The organism is Laceyella tengchongensis (assembly GCF_900182735.1).
GTDB classification, from domain to species: domain Bacteria; phylum Bacillota; class Bacilli; order Thermoactinomycetales; family Thermoactinomycetaceae; genus Laceyella; species Laceyella tengchongensis.
In genome coordinates this window covers 24,977-43,108 of the sequence record NZ_FXTU01000012.1, presented here as the reverse complement: position 1 = coordinate 43,108, position 18,132 = coordinate 24,977, and the positions used below count along the sequence as shown (strand labels likewise).

20 protein-coding genes and 12 tRNA genes are annotated in these 18,132 nt (G+C 50.7%); 28 read left to right on the top strand and 4 right to left on the bottom strand.

Annotated features, from left to right (window positions below; all coding sequences use genetic code 11):
- Window position 1 precedes the first annotated feature (1 nt).
- From alr to QQZ12_RS16000, 10 genes are all read left to right on the top strand, one after another.
- Window positions 2-1,210: an alanine racemase gene (gene alr / locus QQZ12_RS16045; protein WP_102993734.1), complete on the top strand. Its 1,209-nt coding sequence runs from the start codon at window positions 2-4 to the stop codon at window positions 1,208-1,210.
- Between the two features lie 158 nt (window positions 1,211-1,368).
- Window positions 1,369-1,665, top strand: a complete 297-nt coding sequence (locus QQZ12_RS16040) for a CopG family ribbon-helix-helix protein (protein ID WP_035952874.1) — start codon at window positions 1,369-1,371, stop codon at window positions 1,663-1,665.
- Window positions 1,666-1,670: 5 nt separating this feature from the next.
- Complete coding sequence (locus QQZ12_RS16035; RefSeq protein ID WP_054095634.1) at window positions 1,671-2,021, top strand: type II toxin-antitoxin system PemK/MazF family toxin; 351 nt, start codon at window positions 1,671-1,673, stop codon at window positions 2,019-2,021.
- 204 nt (window positions 2,022-2,225) lie between these two features.
- On the top strand, window positions 2,226-3,230 hold the full coding sequence (locus QQZ12_RS16030) for a PP2C family protein-serine/threonine phosphatase (protein WP_102991361.1): 1,005 nt from the start codon (window positions 2,226-2,228) through the stop codon (window positions 3,228-3,230).
- A 22-nt stretch (window positions 3,231-3,252) separates the two neighbouring features.
- Entirely contained in the window at window positions 3,253-3,588 is a 336-nt protein-coding gene (locus QQZ12_RS16025) for an STAS domain-containing protein (protein ID WP_022738669.1), read from the top strand.
- A complete protein-coding gene (gene rsbW / locus QQZ12_RS16020; RefSeq protein ID WP_022738667.1) occupies window positions 3,585-4,070 on the top strand; it encodes an anti-sigma B factor RsbW in 486 nt (161 codons plus the stop codon). The genes QQZ12_RS16025 and rsbW overlap by 4 nt, the downstream gene beginning before the upstream one ends.
- Window positions 4,036-4,821 carry an RNA polymerase sigma factor SigB gene (gene sigB / locus QQZ12_RS16015; RefSeq protein WP_102991362.1) on the top strand — a complete coding sequence of 262 codons (786 nt, stop codon included), beginning with the start codon at window positions 4,036-4,038 and terminating at the stop codon, window positions 4,819-4,821. Before rsbW ends, sigB begins: the two co-directional genes overlap by 35 nt.
- Before the next feature lie 11 nt (window positions 4,822-4,832).
- Window positions 4,833-5,030, top strand: coding sequence for a hypothetical protein (locus QQZ12_RS16010; RefSeq protein ID WP_102991363.1), 198 nt, complete (start codon window positions 4,833-4,835; stop codon window positions 5,028-5,030).
- A 137-nt stretch (window positions 5,031-5,167) separates the two neighbouring features.
- Window positions 5,168-7,333, top strand: a complete 2,166-nt coding sequence (locus tag QQZ12_RS16005; RefSeq protein WP_102991364.1) for a Tex family protein — start codon at window positions 5,168-5,170, stop codon at window positions 7,331-7,333.
- A 116-nt stretch (window positions 7,334-7,449) separates the two neighbouring features.
- Window positions 7,450-7,833, top strand: coding sequence for a hypothetical protein (locus QQZ12_RS16000; protein WP_102991365.1), 384 nt, complete (start codon window positions 7,450-7,452; stop codon window positions 7,831-7,833).
- Between the two features lie 83 nt (window positions 7,834-7,916).
- On the opposite strand, the gene cmpA is transcribed toward QQZ12_RS16000, so the two are convergent.
- The gene (cmpA, locus tag QQZ12_RS15995) at window positions 7,917-8,039 is read right to left on the bottom strand and encodes a cortex morphogenetic protein CmpA (protein ID WP_102991366.1); all 123 of its coding nucleotides are present in this window, start codon (window positions 8,037-8,039) and stop codon (window positions 7,917-7,919) included.
- A 74-nt stretch (window positions 8,040-8,113) separates the two neighbouring features.
- Between cmpA and QQZ12_RS15990 the strand changes: the two genes are divergently transcribed.
- From QQZ12_RS15990 to QQZ12_RS15980, 3 genes are read left to right on the top strand one after another with little or no spacing between them, the layout of a single operon-like run.
- Window positions 8,114-8,611: a SprT family protein gene (locus QQZ12_RS15990; protein ID WP_189319043.1), complete on the top strand. Its 498-nt coding sequence runs from the start codon at window positions 8,114-8,116 to the stop codon at window positions 8,609-8,611.
- Window positions 8,598-9,155 (top strand): thioredoxin family protein, encoded by a 558-nt coding sequence (locus QQZ12_RS15985; protein ID WP_102991367.1) that lies wholly within the window; start codon window positions 8,598-8,600, stop codon window positions 9,153-9,155. The genes QQZ12_RS15990 and QQZ12_RS15985 overlap by 14 nt, the downstream gene beginning before the upstream one ends.
- 51 nt (window positions 9,156-9,206) lie before the next feature.
- Window positions 9,207-10,109, top strand: coding sequence for an NAD(P)-dependent oxidoreductase (locus QQZ12_RS15980; RefSeq protein ID WP_102991368.1), 903 nt, complete (start codon window positions 9,207-9,209; stop codon window positions 10,107-10,109).
- A 60-nt stretch (window positions 10,110-10,169) separates the two neighbouring features.
- Here the strand turns inward: QQZ12_RS15980 and QQZ12_RS15975 are convergent, their stop codons facing one another.
- The gene (locus QQZ12_RS15975; protein WP_431606318.1) at window positions 10,170-11,204 is read right to left on the bottom strand and encodes a ThiF family adenylyltransferase; all 1,035 of its coding nucleotides are present in this window, start codon (window positions 11,202-11,204) and stop codon (window positions 10,170-10,172) included.
- Between the two features lie 112 nt (window positions 11,205-11,316).
- On the opposite strand from QQZ12_RS15975, the gene QQZ12_RS15970 reads away from it, so the two are divergent.
- The 11 genes from QQZ12_RS15970 (at window position 11,317) to QQZ12_RS15920 (ending at window position 14,214) form a co-directional block, all read left to right on the top strand.
- Window positions 11,317-11,640, top strand: a complete 324-nt coding sequence (locus tag QQZ12_RS15970; RefSeq protein ID WP_102991369.1) for a hypothetical protein — start codon at window positions 11,317-11,319, stop codon at window positions 11,638-11,640.
- A gap of 218 nt (window positions 11,641-11,858) precedes the next feature.
- Window positions 11,859-12,560: a Bax inhibitor-1/YccA family protein gene (locus QQZ12_RS15965; protein ID WP_189318951.1), complete on the top strand. Its 702-nt coding sequence runs from the start codon at window positions 11,859-11,861 to the stop codon at window positions 12,558-12,560.
- Between the two features lie 271 nt (window positions 12,561-12,831).
- Window positions 12,832-12,906 (top strand) — tRNA-Asn (locus tag QQZ12_RS15960).
- 4 nt (window positions 12,907-12,910) lie between these two features.
- A tRNA-Ser gene (locus QQZ12_RS15955) sits at window positions 12,911-13,003 on the top strand.
- A gap of 12 nt (window positions 13,004-13,015) precedes the next feature.
- Window positions 13,016-13,092, top strand: a tRNA-Glu gene (locus QQZ12_RS15950).
- Between the two features lie 4 nt (window positions 13,093-13,096).
- Window positions 13,097-13,172 (top strand) — tRNA-Val (locus QQZ12_RS15945).
- 8 nt (window positions 13,173-13,180) lie between these two features.
- A tRNA-Asp gene (locus tag QQZ12_RS15940) sits at window positions 13,181-13,257 on the top strand.
- Window positions 13,258-13,266: 9 nt separating this feature from the next.
- Window positions 13,267-13,342: transfer RNA gene (locus QQZ12_RS15935), tRNA-His, on the top strand.
- A gap of 3 nt (window positions 13,343-13,345) precedes the next feature.
- Window positions 13,346-13,420: transfer RNA gene (locus QQZ12_RS15930), tRNA-Gln, on the top strand.
- Window positions 13,421-13,430: 10 nt separating this feature from the next.
- Window positions 13,431-13,506 (top strand) — tRNA-Lys (locus QQZ12_RS15925).
- 213 nt (window positions 13,507-13,719) lie between these two features.
- Complete coding sequence (locus tag QQZ12_RS15920) at window positions 13,720-14,214, top strand: SgrR family transcriptional regulator (protein WP_181353109.1); 495 nt, start codon at window positions 13,720-13,722, stop codon at window positions 14,212-14,214.
- Between the two features lie 93 nt (window positions 14,215-14,307).
- On the opposite strand, the gene QQZ12_RS15915 is transcribed toward QQZ12_RS15920, so the two are convergent.
- Together QQZ12_RS15915 and QQZ12_RS15910 are read right to left on the bottom strand one after the other, a co-directional pair.
- Window positions 14,308-15,288 carry a glycerophosphodiester phosphodiesterase family protein gene (locus tag QQZ12_RS15915; protein ID WP_102991372.1) on the bottom strand — a complete coding sequence of 327 codons (981 nt, stop codon included), beginning with the start codon at window positions 15,286-15,288 and terminating at the stop codon, window positions 14,308-14,310.
- A 228-nt stretch (window positions 15,289-15,516) separates the two neighbouring features.
- Window positions 15,517-17,190 carry a glycosyl hydrolase family 18 protein gene (locus tag QQZ12_RS15910; RefSeq protein WP_284724661.1) on the bottom strand — a complete coding sequence of 558 codons (1,674 nt, stop codon included), beginning with the start codon at window positions 17,188-17,190 and terminating at the stop codon, window positions 15,517-15,519.
- 506 nt (window positions 17,191-17,696) lie between these two features.
- On the opposite strand from QQZ12_RS15910, the gene QQZ12_RS15905 reads away from it, so the two are divergent.
- From QQZ12_RS15905 to QQZ12_RS15890, 4 genes are all read left to right on the top strand, one after another.
- Window positions 17,697-17,780 (top strand) — tRNA-Leu (locus QQZ12_RS15905).
- 13 nt (window positions 17,781-17,793) lie between these two features.
- A tRNA-Leu gene (locus QQZ12_RS15900) sits at window positions 17,794-17,879 on the top strand.
- Window positions 17,880-17,894: 15 nt separating this feature from the next.
- Window positions 17,895-17,971: transfer RNA gene (locus QQZ12_RS15895), tRNA-Pro, on the top strand.
- A gap of 28 nt (window positions 17,972-17,999) precedes the next feature.
- A tRNA-Gly gene (locus tag QQZ12_RS15890) sits at window positions 18,000-18,070 on the top strand.
- Window positions 18,071-18,132 lie beyond the last annotated feature (62 nt).

The following is an 18,132-nucleotide window of genomic DNA, read 5'->3' as shown; positions in this document are numbered from 1 at the left end:
GATGATTCATGGCCGGGATGCATGGATTGAAGTGGATCTTGACGCCATCATGCACAATATCAAAGAGTTTCGGCGCTACCTGCCACAACGCACCCGAGTGATGGCCGTTGTCAAAGCCAATGGCTACGGCCATGGTGCTGTGCCGGTGGCTCGTGCGGCGCTGGAAGCGGGTGCGAGCCATTTGGCGGTCGCGTTTGTCGATGAAGGAGTGGAACTTCGTCAGGCAGGCATTAACGCCCCGATTTTGGTGTTGGGATACACGCCCCCACATGCCGTCGGCTACGCCTTGCGAAATGGGTTGACGCTGACTGTATACCGCTCCGAAATATTAGAGGCGGTGGAACAGGAAGCGGTTCGCTTGGGAGTTACGGCACGGGTGCATGTCAAAGTGGATACCGGAATGGGCCGGTTGGGAGTGTTGCCTGAGGAGGTTTCCCCCCTTCTGGCGCAAGCGGAGGGCCTTGGCCATGTGGAAGTGGAAGGCATCTTCACCCACTATGCCACGGCAGATGAAGAAGAGGATGCTTATGCGCGTTTTCAATTGCAGCGCTTCACCGATGTGGTCAACCAAGTGCGAAAGCGGCACAACATACCGCTGGTGCACATCGCCAACAGCGCAGGAGCGATCCAATTGCCTGAGGGCGCGTTTGACATGGTGCGGATCGGCATCAGCATGTATGGCTTTTATCCGTCCGCGGAGGTGAAGCGGGATGCGGTGGACTTGCGGCCGGCGCTATCGCTGAAATGCCGTGTCGCCCATGTGAAAAAACCACCGCGGGGCACGGGCGTAAGCTATGGAAATACGTACACCGTTTCGGGTCAAGAATGGATCGCTGTCTTGCCCATCGGTTATGCGGATGGTATCAACCGTCATCTTTCCAATGCGGGCCACGTGCTGGTAAAGGGAAAGCGTGTGCCTATCGTCGGTAGAATTTGCATGGACCAGTTGATGATCCAGGTGACAGACGCGATGCCTGTACAAGTGGGAGATGAAGTGGTCATCTACGGCCAACAAGGCGGGGAGAAAATTACCGTGGATGAAGTGGCGAGTTTTTTGAAGACGATCTCATATGAAGTGGTTTGTGCCTTGAGTCATCGATTGCCCCGTTTTTATATAAAAAACGGAGAGATTGTTGACTTTATAAACCGTTTGCAATACAATCCACCAAGACAGTGGGACAATCAACTGGACAAGGGTGAACAATTTTAGTATTACAATTGAAAGGGAAGGAATTTAAATGGATGGCACGAATACATTTAACTATGCCTGTTGAATCCTTCTCTATCGCGCTTATATAGCTTATTAATAAGTATATTTTTGCAACATCCACGACATAATGGTAGTATTGATGGGAAATGCTTACGGTGATGATTGGTTGGGGGTGCTTCATTTTGTCCGGAACAAAGAGAATTATGATCAGCCTGCCAACAAATTTGCTTCAAGAAGTAGATGGTATGGTGGCGAGGGATAATTCCAATCGCAGCGAATTTATTCGTCAGGCGATGAAAATGTATCTCCAAGAGCGGAAAAAACGTCTCATCCGCGAAATGATGCAAAGAGGCTATATGGAAATGGCTCGCATCAATCTCAACATCGCTTCTGAAGCATTTGTAGCGGAAGAAGAGGCTGAAGATACTTTGGATCGATTAGTTAGCGGGGTGTAATTGATTTGATTGTCAAGCGTGGCGATGTCTATTTCGCAGATCTTTCCCCTGTGGTCGGATCCGAACAGGGTGGGGTTCGACCTGTCTTAGTGATACAAAATGATATTGGGAACCGATTTAGCCCCACCGTTATCGTCGCCGCGATTACAGCCCAAATCCAAAAAGCCAAGTTACCTACGCATGTAGAAATCGATGCCAAAGCGTACGGATTTGATCGTGACTCGGTCATTTTGCTTGAACAAATTCGGACCATCGATAAACAGAGATTGACAGATAAGATCACCCATCTTGATGATGAGATGATGAATCGAGTCAATGAAGCGTTGATGATTAGCTTGGGTATGATTGATTTTTGATGGAGATTGGAGAATGGTGAATGGGCCATTCTCTTTTTTTGTTGAACTTGTTTAATTCTGTTCCCTTCTGTGATATTTTAAATTTAAAATGTAAAATGAGGATGGCCTTTCTATGCCTTCCTCATAGAAAGGCGATAATGTTGCCGTATTGCTTTCGAATATTGGAGCAATTTAAGCGCAGGCTCCAGCAAGGAGAACTAACACATGGATATTCATCTGAAAAAACTATATGAGAAGCTGCTCGCTTCCTATATGACCGAGCCTAAGGAAGACCATCTTTACAGCGCGCAACAGCTAAGCAAATGGTTCATAGAAAAACGCGTTTCGCCGGAAGAAGTGATTAATGTCCATATCGGATCGGTCAAGCGAATGGTACCGGAGCTGCCCAAAGAAGTGAAAGCCACGTTGGAGATGCTGTTGGAAGTCATGGTGGGGTACGGTGTCGCTTATCAGGAACGGGAACAGCTGATGAGCCGGCAACGCGAGTTGGAAGATGAGATCGAAGTTGCAGCGGGTCTGCAACAAACGCTACTACCTGAGGCCACCCCTTCGCTTCCTGGTGTGGACATCGGGGTGATTAGTGTGGCGTCCAAGCAGATGAGCGGAGATTACTACAATTTTGTCGACCATGGGATGCAACAGTTGGGAGTGGGCATTGCCGATATTGTCGGGAAAGGGATTCCCGCGGCTTTGTGTATGTCGATGATTAAGTACACAATGGACCGGCTGGATGCCAAATCCCTTTCCCCGGGGGAGATTTTGCGCGACTTAAACACAATTGTGGAACGCAATGTTTTGCCAAGCATGTTTATCACGATGATCTACGGGGTATATGATTCGTTGAACCACCAGTTTCGTTACGCAACGGCTGGTCATGAGCCCGGGCTGATTTATTCCGCCAGGGAAGATTGCTTCACCAGTTTGGAGACCAAAGGAATGGTTCTGGGTGTGTTGCGGGACAATGAATATCCCGAGTACGTGGCCGACTTGGAGCCGAACGATGCGATTATCCTGTTCACCGACGGAGTGACGGAGGCAAGGGTCGACGGCAAGTTCATCGAAAGGGAAACGATCAAAAGCATGATTCGTGATCATATACACCTGCCCGCCCAACAAGCGGTGGAAGCCATTCATCAGAAATTATACGAAATGACTAACTATATAATGAGAGACGATCAAACCATTTTGATGATCAAGCGCGTCGGCTGATCGAGGCAGGAGGGGAAGAGTAATGAATTTGAGCGTTCAAGAAAAAATAGAGAACGAAAAAGAGATCACCTATGTGGTTTCAGGGGAAATTGATGTGTATACCGCACCCAAACTACGGGAAAAACTGTTACCGCGCTGTCAGGGCGGAACCACGATTACGATCGACTTTACTGATGTGGAATATATCGATAGCACGGGTCTGAGTGTGTTGATCGGTGCATACAAGGCGCAGGGTCAAACGGGTGGCAAACTGATTTTGAAAGGCATGAACGCGCGGCTGCAACGCATTTTCCGCATCACCAACCTGAACGTAATTATGCTCAATGAAGAAAAAGTGCAGGAGGATGGCCGACAATGAGTGGTAAACCCTTAGATTTGGTGAATTTGACAATTCCTGCGAAGCCGGACTATGTGGGCATAGCCCGGTTGGCTGTCTCTGGAATTGCCAATCGCATGGGTTTCTCATATGACGATATCGAAGATCTGAAATTGGCAGTTTCCGAAGCGTGTACCAATGCCGTGGATCATGCTTATTGCGGCGGCGATGGGGAGATCGAGGTCAGTTGCAATATTTTCTCAAACCGGTTGGAAATCGAAGTGGTTGACCGTGGAAACAGCTTTAATATCGAAGAGATTGAAAAGCGTACTGGGCCGATCGAAGTCGGGCCGACCATGAACGCGCTTCGCGAAAGAGGGTTGGGCGTCTTTCTGATGCGATCTTTGATGGATCATGTGGATATCAAAGGGGATAATGGCGTAATTGTGACGATGACCAAGTATATCCGAAAGGGCGTGGTGGAGTCACATGTCGAGTCGTCCACATCCTTCACTAACCGATGAACAGGTGTACAACCTGATAGCAAGATTCCAAGAGGATGGGGATGCAGAGGCTCAAGCGATTTTAGTCGCGCATTACCGTGATCTAGTGGAAACATTGGCCTTTAAGTTCGCCCATGGATCAGAGCCGTACGAAGATCTCGTTCAGGTCGGAATGATCGGGCTGATCGCTTCATTGAAGCGCTTTGATCCCGATTATGGCCGGAGTTTTGAAAGCTTTGCCGTGCCGACGATCGTGGGTGAAATCAAGCGCCATATCCGGGACAAGACATGGAGTGTGCATGTTCCACGGCGCATCAAGGAGTTGGGGCCGCGCATCAAGGCGGCGGTCGAAGAATTGACGACACAATTGCAACGTTCCCCCCGGGTGCAGGAGATTGCGGAGTATCTCGGCGTCTCAGAAGAAGAGGTGTTGGAGACGATGGAGATGGGGCGGAGTTACAACGCCGTTTCCGTCGATAGCCCGATTGAAGCCGCCAATGATGGCAGCCAAATCACCCTGCTCGATCTGGTGGGTACAGAAGATGGCGGATATGAACAAATTGACCGCAAGATGTTGTTGGACAAAATCTTTGCTGTGCTGACTGAAAGGGAACAAGAGATCCTGCGTCTCACCTTTTTTGAGAATCTCAGCCAAAAACAGGTGGGGGATCAACTGGGAATTTCCCAAATGCATGTCTCGCGCCTGCAACGAAGGGCGTTGGCGAAGTTGCGACAAGCGATTCGCATGGAGCCGTCGGAAGTGATTGGATAATAGGGGAAGGTGTGTCGGATCGTGAGCAACAGGCGATTCGGCACACCTTTTGTTTTATCCGCTCTCCATCAACTAGGGTGTGTCTGGCAAAGCAAGTTGGTAGGGAAGAAGCGGCGGAAAAACCGTTTCTCGAGGAGCGCCAATGCACAAGTGAAGCGAATGAGAAAATGGTTTTGGAGCCGCTGGCCTATTCATCAGACACGCTCTAGCCAAGCGGAGCAGAGTAAATGTCAAACCTTTCACATAAAATTCTCCGTCACGGTGCCAGAATTTCGTTATCTTTATATATTGGGGAATCATTTTCCTCGTGAGGTTGTTGTGATGGTTGAGGAAAGAAGGGTTGAATATGGATCAGCAACAGATGTTTCAACTGATCGCTACTGAAACGGCTGTTAAGCCGACGCAGGTGAAAGCAGCAGTTGAATTGATTGAAGAAGGCAACACCATCCCCTTTATCGCGCGCTATCGCAAAGAGCGCACAGGGGAACTGGATGAAGAGCAATTGCGGGCGATTGAAGAACGCTACCATTATCTCACCCAATTGAACCAACGCAAAGAAGAAGTGATTCGGCTCATTGACGAACAAGGGAAACTAACGGATGAATTGACGCAAAAAATCATGCAGTCAACTAAGTTGCAAGAGGTGGAGGACTTATATCTGCCTTTCCGCCCCAAACGGAAGACTCGGGCGTCCATTGCCCGTGAAAAAGGATTGGAGCCGTTGGCACGCTTGATGGCGGAGTCCTCTCAGGCAGAGCCCGTTCAAGCGGCTGCCGATTCGTACGTGGATGCGGAGAAGGGTGTGGACTCAGCTGACGCCGCGTTGCAAGGTGCCATGGATATCTTGGCGGAAGAGCTTTCCGAAGACGCGGATATCCGCAAATGGGTGCGTGAATATACGTGGAAACACGGCATGTTGGTGTCCAAGGCTAAAGACGCGGAAGCCCGCACCGTTTATGAAATGTATTACGATTATAGTGAGCCTGTACATAAAATGCCGCCGCATCGGATTTTGGCGGTGAACCGCGGGGAGCGGGAAGAAGTCCTCAAAGTGAAGATTGAAGTGGATGAGGAGAAGATTTTCCTGCGATTGGCCAAGTGGTTTGCCGTTCCAGCTCACGCATACTTGACCCAAGTGGTGCAAGATAGCTACAAACGCCTGATTGCGCCTTCCATCGAACGGGAAGTGCGGGCGCAGATGACAGAGCAGGCGGAGGAACAGGCGATCCGTATTTTCTCCGAGAATTTGCGTCCATTGCTGTTGCAACCGCCGGTTCGGGGCAAAATGGTGCTGGGCGTCGATCCGGCGTACCGCACTGGTTGCAAATGGGCGGTGGTGGATGATACGGGAAAAATGTTGGAAGTGGGTGTGATCTACCCGACGCCGCCCCAGAAGAAAGTTGCTGAGGCCAAAGCGGAAGTGCTCGCTCTCTTGGATAAGTATCCGATCGATATCATCGCGATTGGTAACGGTACCGCTTCCCGTGAAACCGAAGCTTTCATCGCCGATGTGATCAAAGAGGCGAAACGGCCGGTGTATTATATTATCGTCAATGAAGCGGGTGCCAGTGTTTACTCTGCTTCTAAAATTGCCAAAGAGGAATTTCCTGATCTGGACGCGGCTCGCCGAAGCGCGGTATCGATTGCCCGGCGCCTGCAAGATCCATTGGCTGAATTGGTTAAGATCGATCCGAAATCGGTGGGTGTCGGCCAATATCAGCATGATGTGTCACAGAAACACTTGAGTGAAAGCTTGACGCACGTGGTGGAATCTGCGGTGAACTACGTCGGGGTAGATGTAAACACGGCTTCCCCGTCGCTATTGTCTTATGTGTCGGGAATCAGCGCCACCGTTGCCAAAAACATAGTGAAGCGGCGGGAAGAAGTGGGGCGTTTTACTAAGCGGACTGATCTGAAAGAGGTACCACGCCTTGGAGCGAAGACGTATGAACAGTGTATCGGCTTTATGCGGATTCATGATGGTGAGAATCCTTTAGACCAAACGCCGATTCATCCGGAGTCTTATGCAGTGGTGGGACGCTTGTTCTCCGAATTAGGTTTGGAGTTGGAACAGATCGGCAGTGACGCTTGCAAGGAGCGTCTCAAACAAGTAGATGTAGAGAGCATGGCTGAGCGGTTGGCATGCGGCGTGCCAACATTGAAGGATATTATCGAAGCGCTCTTGCGTCCAGGCCGCGACCCACGGGATGAACTGCCCAAACCGCTTCTGCGATCTGATGTGTTGAAGCTGGAAGACTTACATGTGGGGATGCAGCTACAGGGAACCGTTCGTAATGTGGTCGATTTCGGCGCCTTTGTGGACATTGGCTTGAAGAATGATGGGTTGGTTCACATTTCCCGTTTAAGCGAACGGTTTGTCAAGAATCCGATGGATGTGGTGACTGTCGGGGATATTGTTGACGTGTGGGTGTACAATGTGGATGTGGAGCGAGAACGGGTCGGGCTCAGCATGATCCCGGTCAAACCTGAAAACGACAACGAAGAAAAATGATACCGGAAAAAGCTACCGATGTGCCTGATGCACCGGTAGCTTTTTTGTCATGGGGCAGACTAAGGGCACCATTGCCCAGATGGGGAATGCAAATCTTGACAAAAGGTGGGTTGGTGATGCGTTTAAGTTTTGTTCCTGTTTGCGCCTTTGCGGCCGCGTTGGTGATCATCCTTAGCCTATTTCCTTTCGGTGCGGTTGCTGAAGCGCGCGTTACGCATTCGTTGCGGTTGGATGCGAATACCCCTTCCGTTTGGAGCGGGTGGGAATCCCTTCCTGCAGGGGACCTTCGCGTCTCGATTCACAATGAGGGGCCGGGTCCAGTGACTTTTTATGTCTTTATACACTGTGACCATTTGCAATGCCCCACGCTGGTGAATGGCCAGGTGAATGCGGGAGAGAGAGTGCGGATAGATGTGGCGCACCCAGCCGGAAAGTATATGTTTAAACTGGATAACGATTCGCAGTCGGCTTCGCGCGCGATAGGCGTCTTCAGTCAATGAAAAAGCCGTGTCCCCCATGACTTCCCCCAGCCTTTCAGGTAAGCTGGAGGAGGGCTTCGCCTTTTGGCCCGTCCCACAGATAATCAACTAATCCGTTTTCCTTGATTGCACCGGTAGTGGAACCAGCAGTGGTTCAACCATTGGATGAGCCGGCGGTCTTTCATGGAAAAGGCATGCATCAGTTGTTTGATCAACCAGCTGGGCATTCCTTCTTCCTCCCTTGACGAAAATCACGGATAGGGTAATGTATGTTGAAAACGAGCGGTTTGTGTCAGGAGAGATGGCATTGACGGATTCGGAATTGCAGGCCTGGGTGGAATCGATCTCATTGGCCTGCTTCGGCAAACCTTTTTTGCATGAAGCCCGGTTTAATCCGCGTTTGAAAACCACTGGCGGGCGTTATCATCTCGGGGATCATCGGATTGAAATGAATCCCAAGCATTTGATTCATGGGCGAGAGGTTTTTGGTAAAATTGTTTTGCATGAATTGTGCCACTACCACTTGCATCTGGAGGGAAAAGGATACCGGCATCGCGATCGTGACTTCAGGCAGTTGCTTGCTGCGGTTGGCGGCCTGAGATATGCGCCAAGGCTACCAGGACATACGAAGCCGAAGTATGTGGTGCATTGCTTGGCGTGCGGCCGTCATGCCTTCCGACAACGCCTGATGCAAGTGGATCGGTATCGTTGCGCCCAGTGCGGCGGCAGATTGAAGCTGGAACACGTGGTAGCAGAACAGTTAAACAAAGGAGATGGATGCCTTGATGACACTGAATGACTGGTTTGCGAAAGGCATGACCTTTGACACATATGTGAACAGCATGCAGGTGAATCGTGACGAGTTGCTGTCCTTGTATGAGCAAGTCACCCTCACTGACGAGGAAGTAGCGGCATTGGCCAAAAGACGAACCGAACCCTGGCGGGTGATCGTGCTGACTGCCGACTGGTGCGGGGATGCCCTCTTATGCGTGCCCATTGTGAAACGGATCGCCGAAAGCGCGGGAATGGAGATGCGTTTCTTGATTCGCGACGAGAATCTGGAATTGATGGATCAGTATTTGACCAATGGTACATCGCGGTCGATTCCCATTTTCATCTTCATTGACGAAGTAGGGAAAGAGCGGGCAGTCTGGGGACCGCGCTCCCCTGAAGTGCAGGCGATGGTTGACCAAATGCGTAGCGGATTGCCACCCAAGGATGACCCGCGCTTTGAAGCGGAGCAACGCGCAATGTACAAAGGGTTTCGCGAACGCTTGCTCAGTGACCGCAGTTTGTGGCAATCGGTGGTTAACAGTGTGTTTGGCCGGTTGAGCGAAGCGTGAGCGGAGCTTGCCAGCCGCATCCGTAGCGTTTGAAGAGGAAGGGGCAGGAGAATGGAAGGACTGAAAATCGGATTTATCGGCTTGGGGATCATGGGAAAATCGATGGCGCGCAATTTGCACCGAGCAGGTTTCGAAGTAACTGTTTGGAACCGGACAGCCGCCAAGATGGACGAGGCTAAGGCCGAATGGGGCGCCCACCTCGCGGATTCGCCCAAGGATGTGGCGGCGCAAAGCGATGTAGTGATCACCATGGTTGGCGATACCCCAGATGTGCGGGAAGTGGTGACTGGTGAAGAAGGAGTTTTGGCTGGCGCACGGCCAGGGACGGTTTTGATTGATATGAGCACCATTTCGCCCGAGGCGACGCGTGAGTTGGCAGAATTAGCGGCCGAACAAGGTGTGGCCATGCTAGATGCGCCTGTCAGTGGCGGGGATGTAGGAGCGCGCAATGGTACGCTTTCGATCATGGTCGGAGGAGAAGAAAAAGTGCTGGAGAAGGTGCGCCCGGTCTTAGAAGCGATGGGCAAGACGATTGTTCACTGCGGTCCGATTGGTGCTGGTCAGACAGTGAAGGCCTGCAATCAGATTTTGTGCGGACTAAACTTGCTGGGCATGGTAGAGGCGTTGGCCTTTGCCAAGAAAAGCGGTGTAGACCTAGAGAAAATGATTCAAGTCACTTCGCAAGGGGCGGGTGGTTCATGGGCCCTCGCCAACTATGGGCCGCGTGTAGTCAAAGGAGATCTAGATCCAGGCTTTTCTGTGCGTTTCCAACAAAAAGATTTGCGGATTGTGCTCGCTGAAGCGGAGCGGATGGAACTTCCGTTGTTAGGGACGGCCACCGTGCAACAATTGTTGCGTGCTGTGCAAGCACACGGCGGTAACGAGGATGGCACGCAAGCGTTGGTTCGGGTGATGGAACAATTGGGGAATGTGGAGATCACGCCAAAGCAATAGTGCGCTTTTTAGCCGATGGTGAACAACAAGGCTCCGGGTATTCCGGAGCCTTGTTGTTATTTAAAAACCGATATATTTGGCAACCAAGTTTTTAGCCAAAGCGGTGTCGGTGGTGCCTTGTACGAGGATGCGTCCATCCGGGAACACGGCTAGGCGGTGTTGTTCATCAATCTGCACCCTTAGCATAAAGGGGTTGCGTTCCGTTTCCCCGACATGGCGTAGGCGTTCAGCCAAGCTGTCCAAATCTAACTTCACTTGACCCAAGGAGATTTGAACGGATTGGCGTCCGCACATGGAGATTTCTTGCGCCTCTTTTTCCACCGGATCGAGATAATCCCATTGTCGCTTGGCACAACAGGGGCATTGGTCGTTTTTTTGCGCTGACACCTGAAGCGCCTGGGCCTGATTGTGCCACAAATCGATATGACGCATCCGCGTTTCCAAGGCTTCCTCTGCCCCACATAGTAGCTTTAGGGCTTCTGTCGCTTGGTAAGCGGCGATGACATGGATGATTGGGCCGATCACCCCGGCCGTGTCGCATGTTTCTGTGGTACCGGGCGCGGGGGCATCCGGAAACAAACAGCGCAAGCAGGGGGTCACCCCAGGACGGATCGTGTAACTCATGCCGCGCGCACTCACGGCACCGCCATAAATCCAAGGGACGCCATGCTTGACACTAAAATCGTTCACCAGATAGCGTACCTGGAAGTTATCTGAGCCGTCCAAGATCAGATCGACTCCGGATAACAATGACTCTGCGTTTTTCCATGTCAGATCAGTGACGTGGGCTTCCAGAGTCAGCGTGGAGTTAATCGCCCGCAATTTGCGTTCGGCGGCGACGGCTTTGGGCATGAAGTTTTGGGCATCTGCTTCGTCAAACAGCATTTGCCGTTGCAGATTGCTCTCTTCAACGAAGTCGCGGTCAATCAGGCGCAACATGCCCACTCCGGCGCGAGCCATATGGTTGGCCAAGGCTGTGCCCAGAGCCCCCAAGCCGACAATCGCTACCCGGGCCCGTCCCAACTTTTCCTGGCCGCTCGGGCCGATGGGGGCGAACAAAATTTGGCGCGAATAACGGTTCATGTCTATGTTCATCAGTGAGTACGCCTCCTTCAACCCAAATTATAGCGGATTTTGAAAGCTGGCGGATGTGGAATGAATTTCTGGCTTGTGGGGAAGGGTTAAAGGATGAGGAGGTAGGGAGCAAATGGAAAAAAAGACGTACTACGTGACTGTTGATATCGGGCCGCGAGCGGGCGAGATCCGGGAAACTCTCGATGTGAATGACCCTAATTACGATTTTGAAATTGAAGCGACACCGGAAGAGATTAATCGTTTGGAGCAGATGTTCAACCAGGTGGAAGACACCGATTTTTCTACATTTGTGTTGGCGCATATCCCTTTTTTGGATAATGAACGGAAAGAAAATGTGACCGAAGACAAACAAATTGAGAAGATCTACCGCACCATTTATGAATTGGGGACGCCGGAAACCAAAGAGCGGATGCGGAGCGCCGGGTTAGTGCGTTGACATCTAGGTGGCCGGTTGCAAGCGTATATCAGCAACTTTCGAAATTACTTATAAGCAAAAGATCGAAAATTAGCATCGAAAGCGGTTTCGACCACTTTGCCTAAGCGGGTTCCCCTTCGCAAGCGAACATGCTTTTTGATATACTTAGGCTGTGCATGCTTCTGGTTTTGGGAGCTGGGCACTAAAAAATAAAAAGTATGTTCGGAGGGAACGTACCGATGAATCAAACGCAGTTTAACAACGGTGCAGGTAGCGCTGTCGCCTCGCGGACAAACACCATGCTACCTCGCGTGTTTTTGTTGATGTTCATGGGTTTGACCATGACCGCCATCATCGCGTATGTATTGGGAACAAATCAAGATGTGGTTCAATCGCTCCTGCAAAACTCGGGGATCTTCTGGGGGATCTGGGTTGTGCAATTGGTATTGGTGATCGGATTGTCGGCCTTGATTCACCGCATCCCAGCCTTTGTGGCCAATATCGCCTTTTTCGTGTATGCAGCGGTAACTGGAGTCAGCTTTTCGGTACTGATGGTGTTTTTCAGCTTGGATAGCATCGCTGGGGCGTTTTTCATCGCCGCGGGCATGTTTGGCATCAGCGCATTGGTTGGTTATACCACGAAGATGGACCTATCCAAGATTGGCTTTTTGGCGCTAATGTTGGTGTTGGGCCTGATTTTGGCATCGCTGGTCAACATCTTCTTCCTGAAGAGCAGCATGATCGAATTGATCATCTCTTATGCTATGGTGATCTTGTTCACGATTGTCACTGCATTTGATATGCAGACCATCAAGCACATGAGCGAGATGGACATGGACGAAGAAAACGTAAACAAGTATGCGATCTATGGCGCGTTGATGTTGTACATCGACTTCATCATGATCTTCAGAAACTTGCTTACCATTTTGAACGATGATTAATATGCGGCCCCCTGCAAGCCCTTGTAGGGGGAGTTTTTGTATGGCAAAAAGGATTCCACTCGTAGGGGCACTATGCCAATTAAAGCATAAAATTTTTTAAAGAACTTTGGTGCAAAAGCTCTTGACTCCGGTTGTTCTCCATGTTAAATTATTAATTGTCACTGCTCCCTGATGCAGTGGAAACAGAGAAAAACAAAGAACCATAAAAAGTTCTTGCAAATTGAAATCAAATGCGATATAATAAATCACGTCGCTGATAATTTTAAAATATTCCTCAGTAGCTCAATGGCAGAGCAACCGGCTGTTAACCGGTAGGTTGTAGGTTCGAGTCCTACCTGAGGAGCCAACGCGGAGAGATACTCAAGAGGCCGAAGAGGACGGTTTGCTAAACCGTTAGGGGGCTACTAAGCCCCGCGAGGGTTCGAATCCCTCTCTCTCCGCCATTTATATGCCTTGGCCCGTTGGTGAAGCGGTTTAACACACTAGCCTTTCACGCTAGCATGCAGGGGTTCGAATCCCCTACGGGTCACCAATATGGACGCTTAGCTCAGCTGGGAGAGCATCTGCCTTACAAGCAGAGGGTCGGCGGTTCGATCCCGTCAGCGTCCACCATATTTTGTGGAGCTGTGGTGTAGAGGCCTAACATGCCTGCCTGTCACGCAGGAGATCGCGGGTTCGAATCCCGTCAGCTCCGCCATTTTTCTTGGCGGCCGTGGCGAAGTGGTTAACGCACCGGATTGTGGCTCCGGCATTCGAGGGTTCGATTCCCTCCGGTCGCCCCACTTTGGGGGATAGCCAAGCGGTAAGGCAACGGACTTTGACTCCGTCATGCGTAGGTTCGATCCCTACTCCCCCAGCCATTTTTTTTGCGAGCCATTAGCTCAGTTGGTAGAGCACCTGACTTTTAATCAGGGTGTCGAAGGTTCGAGTCCTTCATGGCTCACCACAACACATTGTGCAGTTGGGCATAACTGCATGCAGACAGGGGTTCAAAATGGGAACGCCTTTTTTTATGCCCATCAACGCCTTATTGTCGGGTTCCGACAGTGGGGCGTTTTTTTTGAATAGATCCTTTGGTGTGCCGAGTCTTTATGCGTAGGTCATAACGATCAGTGTTGCATCATCCACTGTCGAATGGTAGGGATTGCGGGGTGATTTTGTGAAAACGGCGGAGCATTATTTGGAATTGAGGTATCGGCTACGGAATGTGGCCAATCATTGCTCCATCTATGTCAGTTTGGATGAATTGGCGTCCATTCTCTATTGTTCTACACGGAATGTAAAACGCATCCTTAGCAATATGCAAGAAGACGGGCTGATCTATTGGAAGCCGGGGGGCGGTCGTGGGCACCGATCCAAACTGCTGTTCAGGTGTTCGTTGGAAGAAGCGCTAACCACCCATATTGATGCTTTGTTGCATCGGGGAGCATTTAAAGAAGCGATTCGTTGGCTTAAACGGGAAGGCATTCCCGCCCGGGTGCGGGAGCGTTGTTATCGCGAAGTGTTAGCGGCGCTGAGCTTTCCACGCATCCATGTTAGGGAGGTAGAAGGACTGGACCGAACATGGCCATCGGGCATTGCGCCGGCGATGGTTTCCACGAATACGGGAAGGTGGCTGTTTGTGGATGGTCGTGACGGCGATAATAGAAAATAAAAAAAGAGAAAGCCCGGCACTGGTCTGCCGGGCTTTTTGTGTCTAATTTCCTTTAGATACCCAGCTCCCCTGGACAACGTGATGGTGGAAATATCACTGCGTCTGCCGCTGGATGAGTGGGGCGATGCGGTCGATGCGGTTGGTCCAGATGCCACCTGCGTAGTTTTCTGGCAAATGGTTGAGGTCTTCGGCGGTGTCAAAACCGGCGGAAAAACCACCACCATCCCGGACGAGAATGGTTCGTGTGCCCGCCTCGTTCATCCGGGCTAAGAAACGGTGGGGCCAACCCCACAACCATGGCGCGGCGTAATCGGGAACATGGAGTTGCGTGTGTTTGCATGCGTCTGGTACGACACCGGTCCAACCGATGGCCATGTAAGGAAGCAGACATTTTTTCAGTGAGGCTTTGGACATGGTGCGCAGATGGGGAAGTTGCCGTTCCAGAGCGGCGATGGGTTCATCCCCACCATATACGGTGATCCGGGACAAGCGGTCAGTGGGCAAGGCGGCGAGCCGACGGGCTAGCTGAGTTCCTTCCGCAGGGTCGTTGCTCTTCACATGTATCAGCAACTCCTGCTTGGGAAACGCAGCTAGCACTTCGTCAAGCGAAGGCATTAGCCCCACTCCTTTGCCGCGGAATGGAAACGTTTTGCCGCCGTCAGCGGTGTATCCGTAACCGATATCCAACTTCTTCAGTTCAGACAGAGTATACTCACGCGTCACACCAGTAGCATTTGTCCGGCAATCGAGTGTCCAGTCATGAAAAACAGCAAACTGGCCATCTTTGGTGGGGTGAACATCCAATTCCACCATATCGGCTCCGGCGGCAAACGCCGCTCGCATGGATGGGAGCGTATTTTCGAGGTAGGGGTGTTCAGGTGGATGAATTCGCTCCGCTGTGCAAGTGTCATTGGTCAGCCCCGTCATGTCGAATGTTTGCCCAAGTCCCCGGTGCGCCAGCAACATGGGTTTTTGAGCGGGTGGGTTGGTGAAGAGCGAGCTGTTGTTGAAATATACGAAAACGATCAAGCCCAGCACCACCCAGAATCGCTTTTTTTTGAATAGTCGCTTCATCTTTGGTAGCCCTCCATTTCGCGGTAATCTATTAAATGGAGCAATATGATTGCGGTGTGGAATGAATGTTTTCACTTCCCATTTTACTGGCGGAGGGGGAAAGAAAAAGGGAATTTCAGACGTTCTATGTCCCCGTTTTTGCGCGCTAGAGGCCTAGAGGAGCGACATCAGGGTGGAGGGGACAAAAAAAGCGGCTGTTCTACGTCCAGCCGCCTAGTTGTTATTTATTTATTTTAGGTCGTTGTACAATTTGTTGAGCAATGTTTGGTTGCGGTCACTTGACAACTCCCAGAACATGGCACCAGCCAAGCCTTTGGATTTGAGGTAAGCGGTTTTGTGGCCGAAGGATTCCGCATCATCATAGGAAATGAACACCTTGTTGGTCGGATTGTACAGATAGGGCACTTTGGAGACCGAATTCCAGTAGCGGGTGTAACCGTTTTTATTGATATAGTTGTTTTCTAGGTCAGAGAAGTCCAACACGCCATTTTCCCATGTTCCTTGGGAAGGGCCATTACAGGTTTGGAATTGGCCGTTGTTGGTAGCAGGGCAATCTTTCCAACCACGCCCGTAGAATGGCATGCCCAGCACCAATTTGGAGGCGGGAACACCTTTATTCAGGAAGCCGTTTACAGCAGCGTCAATATTGTAAGTGTCGCGCTTTGGATGGGGATCACTGGGGTCCGCATAGAGCGGAGCATTATGTCCATTGGCGTTTTCCCACGCGCCACGGAAATCATAGGTCATGATGTTGATCCAATCAACATAGTTTTTCACTTTGTCCATTTCAGTATTGTCGTTGTAGTAGCTGGGGCTGGCGCCTGCAGCGATGGTCAAAAAATAATGTTTGCCATCAGCTTGTCCGGCCGCGTCCAGTTTTTCCCGCACTTTTGCAAGGAGCAAGGTAAAGTTTTGCTTATCCTCGGGACGTCCGGGATTTAAACCGCCGCCCACGGGGTACTCCCAGTCAAGATCCACGCCGTCAAAACCGTATTGTCTGATGAAACGGACCGCGCTGTCGGCGAAGCGGGTGCGCGATGCATCAGTGAGGGCTGCATCGGAGAATCCGCCGGACCAAGTCCAACCGCCAACGGAAATCAATGTTTTCAAGTGGGGATATTTCTGCTTCAACTTAGTCAATTGATTGAAATTGCCGCGCTTACAGCCGGGATCCCAGCAATCGCCGGGGAACGCTTTATCCGTGTCGGCGTAAGTGTCTCCAACGACGATTTCGCCGTTGGCGATGTTAGCAAAGGCGTAATTGAGGTGTGTGATTTTAGAAGCGTCGATATCTGCTACTTGATAGTTTCGTGCATAGGTGGACCAACTGGTATAGTAGGCTACGATCTTGTGTGAGCTGGGGTTGGGATTTGGATTGGTGCCGTTTGCTTTGGTTTTCACTGTCACCGCGTTGCTCGGATCGGATACGTTGCCGGCTTTGTCTTTGGCTTTGACTGTATAGGTGTAAGCGGTGTCCGCGGTTAAACCGGTATCGGTGTAAGTGGTGGCGGTGGCAGTGCCCGCTTTGGTGTTGCCGCGGTAAATCTCATATTGGGTTACACCGACATTGTCAGTGGAAGCGTTCCAAGAGAGAGAGATGGAGGATGCCGTTTGAGCGGTTGAGACGAGATTGGATGGTGCAGTAGGCCGTTGCGTGTCGTCTCCAGCGCCATCAGTCAACTTCCACAGCGCGGGGGCGTTGGGAGGCTCCCAACCAGCAAGGGAAGTATGGGATTGTAAGCATTGGTAAACGCTTCCTTGATAAGTCACAACATCGCCTACTTTATAAGCGGTGTTCGGTTGCCATTCACTGGCCGCAAAGGCCCCTGGTGGCACAAGGGCAACGAGCAGCAACAGAACCATGGCGATACAAAGGAATTTGCCTGCTGATCTTCTTCTCATGATGTCACTCCTTTGGTTGTGAGATGGGCAGGATGGATTGTGATGACCATTGCAAAGGATATAGATGACTGATTGTATAGACAACTATACGTGATTCGATTTTTATTATATAATATTCTAATTATTTAATCAATAATATTGTGTGATTCTCATTTTTGCATTTAAAAATTAGACTGATAACTGAACTTGTACACAGATCATGCGAAGCAAGAGCCGCTGGTTTTTTTCACGAAAGACAACGTTCTTCCTAGTGTCTGATGAATAGGCCAGCGGCTCCAAAACCATTTTCTCCTTCGCTTCACTTGTGCATCGGCGCTCCTCGAGCAAAGGTTTTTCCGCCGCTTCTTTTCCACCAACTTGATTTGCCAGACACGCCCTAATCAGGATAAAGACATAATATTCGATCTTAAAAAAACCTGTTGACTTTGTGCACTATCCATGTTAAATTTATTCTTGTCGATTGAGAGCGACATTGTTTGTAAGCTTAAATAAAACCTATTTTGTGAGCGGGTGTGGCGGAATTGGCAGACGCACTAGATTTAGGTTCTAGCGCCTCTGGCGTGGGGGTTCAAGTCCCTCCACCCGCACCATGGACTTACACATGCGGTCGTGGTGGAACTGGCAGACACGCTATCTTGAGGGGGTAGTGGTCCCTGACCGTGCGAGTTCGAGTCTCGCCGACCGCACCATTTTCATTATAACTTCGGGGTGTGGCTCAGCTTGGTAGAGCGCCTCGTTCGGGACGAGGAGGTCGCAGGTTCAAATCCTGTCACCCCGACCAAGTCAATTGAAACAGCACGATAGTGTACGCGGGTGTAGTTCAGTGGTAGAACATCGGCCTTCCAAGCCGAATGCGAGGGTTCGATTCCCTTCACCCGCTCTAAAGAATGAACGAGGGACCGTGGCATAAGCTGCGGTCCTTTGTTTATTGCATAGTTGACC